Source organism: Streptomyces sp. KM273126, assembly GCF_004337435.2.
GTDB classification, from domain to species: Bacteria; Actinomycetota; Actinomycetes; order Streptomycetales; family Streptomycetaceae; genus Streptomyces; species Streptomyces acidicola.
The window spans coordinates 2,792,698-2,805,000 of record NZ_SJXB02000001.1 but is presented as its reverse complement, the minus strand read 5'-3'; the positions used below and the strand labels follow the sequence as shown (position 1 = coordinate 2,805,000).

Genomic DNA, 12,303 nt, shown 5'->3' with positions numbered 1-12,303 from the left:
AGAGTGAAGGGCAGATTGCCCACGTGTTACTCACCCGTTCGCCACTAATCCACCCCGAAGGGCTTCATCGTTCGACTTGCATGTGTTAAGCACGCCGCCAGCGTTCGTCCTGAGCCAGGATCAAACTCTCCGTGAATGTTTTCCCGTAATCGGGATGACACCACGAGAGCGGAACCAGGAGGAGGAATAATCCCCCCGGCTCACAGCGTCCTCGCTGTGTTATTTCAAAGGAACCTCGCCCTCCCGGAACCGGGAGAGACGGGGTATCAACATATCTGGCGTTGATTTTTGGCACGCTGTTGAGTTCTCAAGGAACGGACGCTTCCTTTGTACTCACCCGAGAGACTCTCTCGTGGCTTTCCTCCGGGCGCTTCCCTTCGGTGTTTCCGACTCTATCAGATCTTTTTCCGATCCGATTTCCTCGGCGCTTTCCAGGTCAGTCGCTTTCGCGCTTCCCTTTCCGGCGGTTCCGACTTTATCAGATCCTTTCGGTCCTGATTCCCAGTCGGAGGGGGTTGCCTTCCCGGCCGCTGGGCCGTTCCGACGAGTGAGACTTTAGCGGATTCCCGACTCCCGAGCTAATCGGGGGCTGCGCCCTTTCGAACGCGGATTCCTCATTCCGTAAATACGCATGACAGCGTCACGACGACGGATCGCCGTTTGTCAGTTGATACCTGCGGAATGGTTGCCCGGGGACCGACCGGAGTCGGCGCTCACGTCGGGCAACCCGGAGAACACTACGTACCGCGCCGAGGCGTGTCAACTTCGCTCCCGGGAGCACTCCTGGGGCGTAGTCTGACGTCTATGACTACGCGTACGTGCACCCAGCTGTGGTGGGCCGCCTGACGGCGGCCGTACTCACGTATGCACTCGACGGCCGCCAATCCGGCGGCCGTTCTTGTTTCTCCCTCCTGGAGGACCCGGCCGGCGGGCAGTGGCGGTCCTGACCGGAGAGGTGGAGAGGGAGATGACGCGGGTCTTCAGTGGGGTGAAGCCGACCGGGCATCTGACGCTGGGGAACTACCTGGGGGCCATGCGGCGGTGGGCTGCGGTCGACCAGCACCAGGCGGATGCGCTGTTCTGCATCGTCGATCTGCACGCACTGACCGTGGACCATGATCCGGCGCGGGTGCGCAGGCTCAGTCGGCAGGCGGCGACCCTGTTGTTGGCGTCGGGGCTCGATCCCGAGGTGTGCACCGTGTTCGTGCAGAGTCATGTGGACGAGCACGCGCGGTTGTCGTACGTGCTGGAGTGCGTCGCCACCGACGGGGAGATGCGGCGCATGATCCAGTACAAGGAGAAGGCGGCGCGCGAGGGGGCGCGGGGTGGGAGTGTTCGGCTGTCGTTGCTGACGTATCCCGTGCTGATGGCGGCCGACATCCTTGCGTACGGGACCGATGAGGTGCCGGTGGGGGACGACCAGGCGCAGCACGTGGAGCTGACGCGGGATGTGGCGGTGCGGTTCAACCAGCGGTACGGGCACACGTTCGTGGTGCCCCGGGCGACGCATCCGAAGGTCGCGGCGCGGGTCATGAACCTGCAGGAGCCGGCGGCGAAGATGGGGAAGAGCGATGACGTCGGGCCGGGGATCGTCTATCTGCTCGATGAGCCGGACGTCGTGCGGAAGAAGGTCATGCGGGCCGTGACCGACAGCGGGCGGGATGTCGCGTACGACCGGGAGGGGCGTCCGGGGGTCACGAATCTGCTGGAGATTCTCGCGGCCTGTGAGGGTGGGAACCCCGAGGACCTGAGCGGTGTATACGAGTCGTACGGCGCTTTGAAGAAGGACACCGCGGAGGCCGTGGTCGAGGTCCTCAGGCCCGTACAGGAGAGGCACAAGGAGTTGTGCGCGGATCCTGCGTACGTGGAGGGGGTGTTGCGCAGTGGCGCGGAGCGGGCCAGGGAGATGGCGCGGCCGAGGGTGGACGCGGCGTATCGGGCGATGGGGTTGCTGCCGCCTGGCTAGGGAGCGGCGCATGGAACAGAGGTGGAGCCGGGGGCGGGTCCGGCTCCACCCGGGGTTCCTAGCTGCTGCTGCCGGAGGCGAGCTCGCGGCTGCGGTCGCGGGCCGCTTCGAGGGCGGCGATGAGGGCGGCTCGTACGCCGTGGTTCTCCAGTTCGCGGATGGCGTTGATCGTGGTGCCTGCGGGGGAGGTGACGTTCTCGCGGAGTTTGACGGGGTGTTCGCCGCTGTCGCGGAGCATGGTGGCGGCGCCGATGGCGGACTGGACGATGAGGTCGTGGGCCTTGTCGCGGGGCAGGCCGAGCAGGATGCCCGCGTCGGTCATGGCTTCGACCAGGTAGAAGAAGTACGCCGGGCCCGAGCCGGAGAGGGCGGTGCAGGCGTCCTGCTGGGCCTCGGGGACGCGGAGCGTCTTGCCGACGGCGCCGAAGATCTCTTCGGCGTGGGCGAGGTCGGCCTGGCTGGCGTGGCTGCCGGCGGAGATCACGGACATGGCCTCGTCGACGAGGGCGGGGGTGTTCGTCATGACGCGGACGACGGGGGTGCCCTGGGCCAGGTGCTCCTCGATGAGGGAGGTGGTGATGCCCGCTGCGCCGCTGATGACCAGTCGGCCGCTGGGGATGTGCGGGGCGAGTTCTTCGAGGAGGGTGGTCATGTCCTGGGGCTTGACCGTGAGGATGAGGGTGTCGGCGGTCTTGGCGGCCTCGGGGTTGGTGACCGGCGTGACTCCGTAGCGGGACCGGAGCTCTTCTGCTCGCTCAGAGCGGCGCGCGGTGACCAGGAGGTCCTGCGGGGCCCAGCCTGCTCGGATCATGCCGCTGAGCAGGGCTTCGCCGATCTTTCCTGTGCCGAGGACTGCGACTTTGTGGGTCATGGTGCGGGTGCCCTCCGGGGGTGCGTCGTCCTTGGGTCATCCTCGCACTGGGGGTGCCGGTTGGGGGGAGCTGTCCGGTGGGCGGGATGTTGCGGGGCCTGGGTGGCTGGAGGGGTGTTTCGCTCGCGCCGCCCCTACCTGTCCCATCGCAGGGGCTCCGCCCCTGCGACCCCGCCAGGAGGGCTACGCCCCCTGGAGCCCTGGGATTCGGGGCACCGCCCCGGGCCTCACGCTTCGAGATCGCGCCCCGGCCGGCGCTTCGGGGCTTCGCCCCCGGCCCTCTCTCTGGGGCCCGTACACGGTCCCCCGTCAGGGCCGACCCCGGAAACCAGCGTGTTGGCAGCCAGCCCCGGACCCCCGCTCCTCAGACGCCAGAAGGGCTGAAAGATCAGCGGAGGTCTGGGGGTGCAGCCCCCAGGCGAGCCCAGGGGCAGAGGAGGGCGGAACGGCTCATGTTGTTCGGCGTCTCAGGGTGGCGGCTCCCAGGGCCAGGACCAGTAGGGCGCAGGCAGCCACGATCAGGACGTCGCGGATGAAGTTGGCGGTCAGGTCAGTGTTCTTGAGGACCTCGTTCATGCCGTCGACTGCGTAGGACATGGGGAGGGCGTTGGAGATGGCTTCCAGGACGGGGTGCATGTCCGGCCGGGGGGTGAAGAGGCCGCAGAGGAGGAGTTGAGGAAAGATCACGGCCGGCATGAACTGGACCGCCTGGAACTCGGAGGTCGCGAAGGCCGAGATGAAGAGGCCCAGGGCGGTGCCGAGGAGGGCGTCCAGGACGGCGACGACGAGGAGGAGCCAGGGGGAGCCGGTGACGTCCAGGTCCAGGAACCAGACGGCCAGGCCAGTGGCCAAGGCTGACTGGATGATCGCCAGGGTGCCGAAGGCCAGGGCGTAGCCCGCGATGAGGTCGGCCTTGCCGAGGGGCAGGGTGAGGAGGCGTTCGAGGGTGCCGGAGGTGCGTTCGCGCAGGGTGGCGATGGACGTGACCAGGAACATCGTGATCAGGGGGAAGATACCCAGCAGCGATGCGCCGATGCTGTTGAAGGTGCGCGGGCTTCCGTCGAACACGTAGCGGAGCAGGAAGAGCATCACGCATGGGATGAGGAGCATCAGCGCGATGGTGCGGGGGTCGTGGGCCAGTTGGCGCAGGACGCGGGTCGCTGTCGCCGTCGTACGGGAGTAGTTGATCGCGCTCCGGTAGTTCCGCGAGCTCCGGGAGCCGGGGCGGGGGCGGCGGGGGTGTTCGGATTCGTGTGCTCGGTGGTCGTCGGGGTTGGGGACGGGGTTTTCATCGGGCCCGCTCCTTTTCCGGGGCGCTCGCCGCGGCGGCCTCGTCGACCAGGTGCAGGAACGCGGCTTCGACGGTCTCGGCGCCGGTGCGGGTGCGCAAGGCGTCGGGGGTGTCGTCGGCAAGGAGACGGCCCTCGCGCATCAGGAGGAGACGGTGGCAGCGCTCGGCCTCGTCCATGACGTGGGAGGAGACCAGCAGGGTCGCGCCGCGGTCTGCGGCGATGGTGTGGAACAGAGTCCAGAGGTCTCGACGGAGGACGGGGTCCAGGCCGACCGTGGGCTCGTCGAGGACGAGGAGTTCGGGGGTGCCCAGGAGAGCGACGGCCAGGGAGACGCGGCTGCGTTGGCCTCCGGAGAGGTTGCCCGCCAGGGCGTTGGCGTGGGAGGTGAGGTCGACGTCGGTGATGGCTCGGGTGACGGTTGCTCGGCGGCGCTCGGCGGCGGCGCGCCCGGGGTCGAGGATCGCGGCGAAGTAGTCGAGGTTCTGGCGGACCGTGAGGTCGTCGTAGACGGAGGGGGCTTGGGTGACGTAGCCGATTCGGGAGCGAAGGGGGGCAGCGCCGGCGGGGAGGCCAAGGACCTCCAAGGTGCCCATGACCTTGGCCTGAGTGCCGACGATTGCCCGCATCAGGGTGGACTTGCCGCACCCGGAAGGGCCGAGCAGCCCGGTGATCTGGCCGGGCGGGACAGTGAAGTCCAGGGAGCAGAGGACCGTGCGGGGGCCGCGTACGACCGAGAGGTCCTGGGCTCGGACGGCCGGGAGGTCGGGCGGGTCCGACACGGAATTCATCATGCGATGAATAGTGCGCCTGTGGGGTGAAGGCGTCAAGCCAGGGCGCCTGGAATTCGCGGGGAGGGGCAGGGCCTGCGGTCCTCGTGCGGGTGCGTGGGCATGAGAGGCAGCGCGGGCATGGGACCGGAGAGAGCTGGTGGTGCGGGTGGTCGGCGACGCCGCGTTCCTGTGGTTGCCGGAGCTGCTGGACGGGGTGGAGGGCTTGCGGCAGTCGGACGGAACGAGGGTCAGGGGCGGGGCACGACGATCAGTACGACGTCGTAGACCTCTTCGATCATGCCGTTCGGGAACGTGTCGAGGAGGAGGGCGCGCTCCTCCGTGAGGAAGGTGTGGGTGGCCTCCTCGCCGAGGACCAGGAAGACCGAGTGGCTGCCGATGTTGGCGAGGTGGGTGTCGATCGGGACGGTGCGGCTCCAGCGGAGTTCGCGGAGGGTGCAGTCCGGGTGGTGCGGGGCTCCGGCGAACACCTCTTCGGTGCGGGTGCGGCGGCCGGAGCCGCGCACGGTGGTGACGTCACCGCCCATATACGCGTCGATGCGTTGGCTCTGGGCCGCGATCCACGGGACGTCGGAGGCGCTGGTGTTCCACCAGAGGGCCAGTGCGCCGCCCGGGCGGAGGACGCGCATCGCCTCCGGGAGGGAGCGGGCGGGGTCCGTCCAGTGCCAGGCCTGGGCGTAGGTGATGAAGTCGGCGGAGGCGGTGGCCAGGGGGAGGGCGTCGCCGTTGCCTCGGATGATCGGGATGTGCGGGTGGGTGCGGCGGAACTGGGTCGTCATGCCGTCGCCCGGTTCCACGGCGAGGACATGGGCGCCGCGTTGGTGGAGGAGCGTGGTGGCGATGCCCGTGCCGGCCCCCACGTCTATCGCGCGTGAGCCGGCGAGGGGGCGGGTCGCGATGTTCTCGATCGCGTCGAAGAGGGGTGGTGGGTAGGAGGGGCGGTTTGCGGCGTACTGGGCTGCGGCGGCGTTGAAGGAGTGGGCGTGGGTGGTGCGGGAGGGCGTGGCCATACGGCCATGGTGGCGGCGGTGGGGGGCTTGGGCCAGGGAGTGTGCCGGGTGAGGGGGAGGGAGGCGGTGCTGGCGGTCGGTGGGTCGATCATGTGCGGGTTTGTCGGACCGGGAGGGTGTGACAGTTCGGGACCGGCCGGCCACTGCACCGGACTACCGACCGGCGCACCGGGTTAGGGGGCTTCTGATGGATCTCCGTGGAAGAAGGAGCGGCGTTCGGTGCGTGCTCTCGGCGTGCCGGGCGGAAGTCCTCGATGGGGCGCCCCCGGGCATGGGGGTCCCCCCGCTCGAGCGGAGCCGAGAGTGGGGGAGGAGTGGAGACTGGGAGAGGAGCTACTAGGGCTTTAGTACGGTGCGCCGAGTGGGGCACCTCCCACGCCCTTAAGGCAGTGGGGGAACGTGCCGGGCGGCGCGACGCCGCGGAGAGCCATCAGAAGCCCCCTAGCCGCGGCGTCGGCGGGCCGGGTTGCCTGTGCGGCGGGATGTGCGGCGGTCGTACTGGGTGCGGGCCTTCTCGTACTCCTCGCGGTGGAGCTTCTCGCCGGGGGCCTCGGCGAGGGAGCGGAAGAAGTAGGCGAGGAGGGAGCCGACGAAGCCGATGGTCATGAGGCCGCGCAGGGAGGCCTGGCGGTCCGGGTCGGGGCGCTTGGTGAACGCGCCCCAGGTGTGGCCGAAGGCCAGCGCGCTGCACGCTGCGAACATCACCACGATGAGCAGGCTGACCCAGCCGCCCACGGCCGCGATCTGCAGACCCTGGTAGGCCAGCCGGAGCACCACGCAGGCGACCGCGGCCGCGGCGAGCGAGCCGGCGGACACCGCCACGCGGCGGGCCCGGTAGCCGTCGTCGTGGTTGAGCCACGTCGTCCCGAAGAACCGGATGGGTTCGGGGCGCGGGCCCTTGGGGGTCGCCGCGGTGGGGTGGGCCGGAGTGCCGTTGACCGGAATGCCGTTCTGCTCGTCGCTCACGCGGCAATTATGGCTGCGGTTATGGAGGCGGTCTCCGCTGGGCCCATGCCGCTCCGGGTGACTCCGCCGGCCGTCGCACCACGACGTCGGAAGGGCCGTGCCCGCGTTTGTTGCGCGGGCACGGCCCGGGTCGGGCCGAGCCGGGCCTGACCGTTGGCCCGAGAGTCGTGCCGTACACGACCGGCTCTCATCTCATGAGGCTCAGGAGCCTCTCGCCGGCTTTATGCGCAGCGCGGTGCCACGTAGCCGTCGCTGCCCGTGTACACGTACGCGTCCGAGACGTACTGGCCGTCAGCGATGTTGTCCCAGATGTTCGTCGTGCCGTACGGGCCGCTGATCGTCTCGCCAGGACGCTGGCACCAGATCGGGACCTGGGAGCCCGCCGGCAGGACGCGCACGATGCTGTAGTTGGTGCCCGGGCCGCTGCGGACGTTGACACTGACACCGGGGGCGACCGGGTAGTAGCGCACCTCCGCCGAGGCGGTCGTGGACGAGCCCAGCACCATGAGAAGGGCTCCGGCGGCGCCACCGGCCAGGAGAACGGATCTGCGTTTCCTCGACGTCATGATTGTCCTCTCGTCGGTGAGATCAGCCGCAGCGGGAGGCGACGTAGCCGTCGCTACCCGTGTGGACGTACGCGTCCGAGACGTACTCGGCGTCGCCGATGTTGTCCCAGATGTTGCTCGTGCCGTACGGGCCCGTGACCGTCGTACCCGGGCTCTGGCAGAAGATCGGGACCTTGGCCCCTTCGGGCAGGACCCGGACGATGGTGTAGCCGGTACCGGGGCCGCTGCGGACGTTGAGGCGCACGCCCGGGGCGACCGGGTAGTAGCGCAGGGCCCTGGGCGTGGCTGCCACCGTGGTGACGGCCTCCGCCGCTTCGTCGCCCTCGGCCTGTGGAACGCGCTCAACAGACATGAAAAACCTCCCCCGTTGGACCCCATGACTGTCATGGAGCCTCGTTGATTCCCGTGAAACTCGCCGTGAAATCTGTGTGCGCAACCTACCCCCGGAGGCCGGCTCTTCACACAGCGTCGGCCAGCCACCCTCGATCTCGCCACCGACAAGCTGTACTACCGCATCCGGCAGCGCAAGCGGTGGCGCCAGTTCCTCGGCCTGCTCAAGGTTCTGCGTGCCCGCCGGCCCGGTCAGAAGCTGTACCTTCGCGTGAGAATCACCGATCCGATCATGGACCGATCACCTGGCCACGGCTGCGTGACAAGCCACTGGCAAGCCGCCTCGGTCTCGTACGAGTCATCGACTAGGCTCCGTGCGTCGCGCGCGCGTACGAACAGCACGGGGGTGGTCCATGGCGCCACAGCGCAACACCGGAGCGAGCGCGGAACCGGAACTTCCCGAGTACGCCGGTCACTACCGTCTGGAGTCCTGCCTGGGCTCCGGCGGGATGGGCGTGGTGCATTTGGCCCGGAGCACCTCGGGGATGAAGCTCGCGGTGAAGGTCGTACATGCCGAGTTCGCCAGGGATCCCGAGTTCAGGGGCCGTTTCCGGCAGGAGGTGGCCGCTGCCCGCAGGGTGAGCGGTGCCTTCACCGCGCCCGTCGTCGACGCCGATCCCGAGGCCGAACGGCCTTGGATGGCCACGCTGTTCATTCCGGGACTCACCCTGTCCGACCACATAAAGCGGAACGGGCCCATGACCGCGACCCAGTTGCGGCAGTTGATGGCCGGGCTGGCGGAGGCGCTGCGTGACATCCATCGGGTCGGGGTCGTCCACCGGGACCTGAAGCCCAGCAACGTACTGCTCGCCGAGGACGGTCCCAAGGTCATCGACTTCGGCATCTCCCGGCCGAAGGACAGCGAACTGCGGACCGAGACCGGGAAATTGATCGGTACTCCGCCGTTCATGGCACCCGAGCAGTTCCGTCGCCCGAGGGAGGTCGGGCCCGCGGCCGACATCTTCGCGCTGGGCTCGGTGATGGTGCACGCGGCGACGGGGCGTGGCCCGTTCGACTCCGACAGCCCTTACGTGGTCGCGTACCAGGTCGTGCACCACGAGCCGGACCTGACCGACGTACCGGAGAATCTCGCGCCGCTCGTGTTGCGCTGCCTCGCCAAGGAGCCCGAGGACCGGCCCACTCCTGACGAGCTCATGCGGGAACTGCGGTCGGTGGCGGCCTCGTGCGACACGCAGGTGTTCATACCGGCACAGCGGTCAGGTGATGTCCCGAGGCCCGAGCCCCGTGTCGAGGAGCCGGAACAACCGCCCAAGAAGCGTCTGCGCAGGAATGTGGTCCTCGTCGGCGGGGCACTCGTCCTCGTCGTCAGCGGTGCGCTCGTCCCGGTCCTGTCGCACGAGGAGCCGACCACCGCGCCGAACAGCGCCGCTCCCCGGACCACGTCGGCCGCGTTCCGTGTGTGGGAAGCGAAGCCCGTCTCTGCCGACGGGGGTGCGCCCCATTGTTCCCTCGGAGCTGGGAAACTGCTCTGCGCACAGCAGGGGCTGGTCTTCGCCCTCGACCCGTCCGACGGCACCCGGCTGTGGCGGCACCCCGTCGCCAGGACGGCCAGGAGCGGGCCGCCGGTCGTGTCGGGTGGTCTCGTCCAGCCCTTGACGGACGGCAGCCGACGCCTGGAGGCGCTGGATCCCGCCTCGGGAAAGACGCGCTGGCAGCGGAACACATCCGAGAGCAACGGGGTGCAGCAGGTGAACGGCATGCTCCTGCTCACCCGTTCCGACGGGACGGTAACCGGCGTGAACAGCGCAACGGGCGACACCGAATGGAGCCGTGGGTTCCCCGGCCAGAGCATGCCGTACTTCACCTCGTTCGCCGGGGACCCGATGGCGTACACGGCGAGCATCTCCGACGACGGATCGAGCACGCATGTCACCGCCGTGGATCCGAACACGGGTGATGTGCGGTGGGACGCGCACCTGAAGGGGACGCTGAAGCCCTTCGGCGCCGCGGGCGGGTCGGTCTTCTTCCTCTCCCACGACGAGGCCTACGGGAACACGAAAGCCGTGGTCCGCTACACCCCGGAGTCCAAGGCGACGCGCAGGGTGGCGTTGCCCGTCCCGCGCGAGGGCGTCAGTGCCACCGTGCGCGGCGCGGTCGTCTACCTCCTGGCCGCCGGTGGCTCACTGGAGGCCTTCGACATGGATGTGCGACAACAGCTGTGGCATATCGAAACGTCCGTGAGCCGTGGCTCGGCGCCGGTCGCGGACGGCAGGCACGTCTACTTCACCGCGGCCGACGGGCGACTGCTCGCCGTCGACGCCAACAAGGGAAGGCTCATCGGCCAGACCCCACCGCGACTCGGCACACACGGGGACCAGGTCGCGGCCGCGCTGCCCGAGCCGGTGGTCGTCGACGGCCGCGTCTACGCGAGCGCCCCCGACGGCACGGTCTTCGGGCTGGACGGGCGCAACCCGTTGGACTGGTGACATGCGCAGGGCCGCCCCCAAGGGGCGGCCCTGCGACGTGAAGAACCCTCAGCCCAGCTTCGTCACGTCCCGCACCGCGCCCTTGTCGGCGCTCGTGGCCATCGCGGCGTAGGCGCGGAGGGCGGCGGAGACCTTGCGGTCGCGGTTCTTGGGGACGTACGCGCCGTTCAGGGCCTGCTCGCGGCGGGACAGTTCGGCGTCGTCCACGAGGAGCTCGATCGTACGGTTCGGGATGTCGATGCGGATACGGTCGCCGTCCTCGACGAGCGCGATCGTGCCGCCGGACGCCGCCTCCGGGGAGGCGTGGCCGATGGACAGGCCCGAGGTGCCGCCGGAGAAGCGGCCGTCCGTGATCAGGGCGCAGGCCTTGCCGAGGCCGCGGCCCTTCAGGTACGAGGTCGGGTAGAGCATCTCCTGCATGCCGGGGCCGCCCTTGGGGCCCTCGTAGCGGATGACGACGACGTCGCCCTCCTTGACCTGCTGGGTGAGGATCTTCTGGACGGCCTCCTCCTGCGACTCGCAGACCACCGCCGGGCCCTCGAACGTCCAGATCGACTCGTCGACGCCGGCCGTCTTCACCACGCAGCCGTCGACGGCCAGGTTGCCCTTGAGGACGGCCAGGCCGCCGTCCTTGGAGTACGCGTGCTCCACGGAGCGGATGCAGCCGTCCTCGGCGTCCTCGTCCAGGGCCTCCCAGCGCTCGGACTGGGAGAAGGCCTCGGCGGAGCGGACGCAGCCGGGGGCCGCGTGCCACAGCTCGACCGCCTCGGGCGAGGGCGACCCGCCGCGCACGTCCCAGGTCTTCAGCCAGTCCGCCAGGGACGGGCTGTGCACGGAGTGCACGTCCTCGTTGAGCAGGCCCCCGCGGTGCAGCTCGCCGAGCAGGGCGGGGATACCGCCGGCGCGGTGCACGTCCTCCATGTAGTACGTGCGCGTCTTGGCGACGTTCGGGGCGACCTTGGCGAGGCAGGGCACCCGGCGCGAGACCGCGTCGATCTCGTTCAGGCCGAAGGGGACCTCCGCCTCCTGGGCCGCGGCCAGCAGGTGCAGGATCGTGTTGGTGGAGCCGCCCATGGCGATGTCGAGGGCCATGGCGTTCTCGAAGGCCGCGAAGGTGGCGATCGAGCGCGGCAGGACCGACTCGTCGTCCTGCTCGTAGTAGCGGCGGGTGATGTCCATGACCGTGCGGGCCGCGTCCTCGTACAGCGCCTTGCGGGCCGTGTGGGTGGCCAGGACCGAGCCGTTGCCGGGGAGGGAGAGACCGATCGCCTCGGTCAGGCAGTTCATCGAGTTGGCGGTGAACATGCCGGAGCAGGAGCCGCAGGTCGGACAGGCGTTCTCCTCGATGCGGAGGATGTCCTCGTCCGAGACCTTGTCGTTCACGGCGTCGGAGATCGCGTCGACCAGGTCGAGCGTGCGGACGGTGCCGTCGACGAGCGTGGCGCGGCCGGACTCCATGGGGCCGCCGGAGACGAAGACCGTGGGGATGTTCAGCCGCAGGGCGGCGTTCAGCATGCCCGGGGTGATCTTGTCGCAGTTGGAGATGCAGATCAGGGCGTCGGCGCAGTGGGCCTCGACCATGTACTCCACGCTGTCGGCGATCAGGTCGCGGGAGGGCAGCGAGTACAGCATGCCGCCGTGGCCCATCGCGATGCCGTCGTCGACCGCGATCGTGTTGAACTCGCGCGGGATGCCGCCCGCCTCACGGATGGCCTCGGAGACGATCCGGCCGACCGGCTGGAGGTGGGTGTGCCCCGGCACGAACTCGGTGAACGAGTTGGCCACCGCGATGATCGGCTTCCGCCCGATGTCCGCGCCCGGTACACCGGAGGCCCGCATAAGGGCACGGGCGCCCGCCATGTTGCGGCCGTGGGTGACTGTGCGGGACCTCAGCTCGGGCATCGCGCTCGCTCCTTTGAGACTGCGATCAGAGACTTCTGACTGGATGACTTCTGACGGGAGACTTCTGACTGTTGCCGAGCCTACGCCCGTGAACCAAGGGGTGGA

General features: G+C 69.2%; 10 protein-coding genes and 1 rRNA gene (1 of these 11 only partly in view). 2 read left to right on the top strand and 9 right to left on the bottom strand.

All coding sequences use genetic code 11. The features are described 5' to 3' along the window. A 16S ribosomal RNA gene (locus E0500_RS12085) occupies positions 1-136 on the bottom strand (it extends 1,391 nt beyond the left edge of the window). An 831-nt stretch (positions 137-967) separates the two neighbouring features. On the opposite strand from E0500_RS12085, the gene trpS reads away from it, so the two are divergent. After that, on the top strand, positions 968-1,966 hold the full coding sequence (gene trpS, locus E0500_RS12080; protein ID WP_131572221.1) for a tryptophan--tRNA ligase: 999 nt from the start codon (positions 968-970) through the stop codon (positions 1,964-1,966). A gap of 58 nt (positions 1,967-2,024) precedes the next feature. On the opposite strand, the gene proC is transcribed toward trpS, so the two are convergent. The 7 genes from proC to E0500_RS12045 all read right to left on the bottom strand — a co-directional run bounded on the left by proC (position 2,025) and on the right by E0500_RS12045 (position 7,811). Beyond that, entirely contained in the window at positions 2,025-2,837 is an 813-nt protein-coding gene (gene proC, locus E0500_RS12075; RefSeq protein ID WP_131572220.1) for a pyrroline-5-carboxylate reductase, read from the bottom strand. Positions 2,838-3,287: 450 nt separating this feature from the next. After that, positions 3,288-3,947, bottom strand: a complete 660-nt coding sequence (locus tag E0500_RS12070) for an ABC transporter permease (RefSeq protein ID WP_258572751.1) — start codon at positions 3,945-3,947, stop codon at positions 3,288-3,290. A 178-nt stretch (positions 3,948-4,125) separates the two neighbouring features. Continuing rightward, positions 4,126-4,920, bottom strand: coding sequence for an ABC transporter ATP-binding protein (locus E0500_RS12065; RefSeq protein WP_131572317.1), 795 nt, complete (start codon positions 4,918-4,920; stop codon positions 4,126-4,128). Between the two features lie 227 nt (positions 4,921-5,147). Next, positions 5,148-5,927, bottom strand: a complete 780-nt coding sequence (locus E0500_RS12060; protein ID WP_181586964.1) for a class I SAM-dependent methyltransferase — start codon at positions 5,925-5,927, stop codon at positions 5,148-5,150. A gap of 441 nt (positions 5,928-6,368) precedes the next feature. Next, positions 6,369-6,893, bottom strand: a complete 525-nt coding sequence (locus E0500_RS12055) for an EamA/RhaT family transporter (protein WP_399119019.1) — start codon at positions 6,891-6,893, stop codon at positions 6,369-6,371. A 221-nt stretch (positions 6,894-7,114) separates the two neighbouring features. Continuing rightward, the gene (locus tag E0500_RS12050) at positions 7,115-7,459 is read right to left on the bottom strand and encodes an SH3 domain-containing protein (RefSeq protein ID WP_165935104.1); all 345 of its coding nucleotides are present in this window, start codon (positions 7,457-7,459) and stop codon (positions 7,115-7,117) included. A 22-nt stretch (positions 7,460-7,481) separates the two neighbouring features. Next, positions 7,482-7,811: an SH3 domain-containing protein gene (locus E0500_RS12045; protein WP_131567326.1), complete on the bottom strand. Its 330-nt coding sequence runs from the start codon at positions 7,809-7,811 to the stop codon at positions 7,482-7,484. Positions 7,812-8,202: 391 nt separating this feature from the next. Between E0500_RS12045 and E0500_RS12040 the strand changes: the two genes are divergently transcribed. Then, positions 8,203-10,296, top strand: coding sequence for a protein kinase domain-containing protein (locus E0500_RS12040; RefSeq protein WP_131567324.1), 2,094 nt, complete (start codon positions 8,203-8,205; stop codon positions 10,294-10,296). 48 nt (positions 10,297-10,344) lie between these two features. Here the strand turns inward: E0500_RS12040 and ilvD are convergent, their stop codons facing one another. Then, the gene (gene ilvD / locus E0500_RS12035) at positions 10,345-12,198 is read right to left on the bottom strand and encodes a dihydroxy-acid dehydratase (RefSeq protein WP_131567322.1); all 1,854 of its coding nucleotides are present in this window, start codon (positions 12,196-12,198) and stop codon (positions 10,345-10,347) included. Positions 12,199-12,303: the final 105 nt, after the last annotated feature.

Coding starts and splice junctions, on each gene's coding strand:
- E0500_RS12050 (WP_165935104.1), bottom strand. CDS start 7,459: ATGACGTCGAGGAAACGCAGATCCGTTCTCCTGGCCGGTGGCGCCGCC.
- E0500_RS12040 (WP_131567324.1), top strand. CDS start 8,203: ATGGCGCCACAGCGCAACACCGGAGCGAGCGCGGAACCGGAACTTCCC.
- trpS (WP_131572221.1), top strand. CDS start 968: ATGACGCGGGTCTTCAGTGGGGTGAAGCCGACCGGGCATCTGACGCTG.
- ilvD (WP_131567322.1), bottom strand. CDS start 12,198: ATGCCCGAGCTGAGGTCCCGCACAGTCACCCACGGCCGCAACATGGCG.
- proC (WP_131572220.1), bottom strand. CDS start 2,837: ATGACCCACAAAGTCGCAGTCCTCGGCACAGGAAAGATCGGCGAAGCC.
- E0500_RS12065 (WP_131572317.1), bottom strand. CDS start 4,920: ATGATGAATTCCGTGTCGGACCCGCCCGACCTCCCGGCCGTCCGAGCC.
- E0500_RS12060 (WP_181586964.1), bottom strand. CDS start 5,927: ATGGCCACGCCCTCCCGCACCACCCACGCCCACTCCTTCAACGCCGCC.
- E0500_RS12070 (WP_258572751.1), bottom strand. CDS start 3,947: ATGCTCCTCATCCCATGCGTGATGCTCTTCCTGCTCCGCTACGTGTTC.
- E0500_RS12045 (WP_131567326.1), bottom strand. CDS start 7,811: ATGTCTGTTGAGCGCGTTCCACAGGCCGAGGGCGACGAAGCGGCGGAG.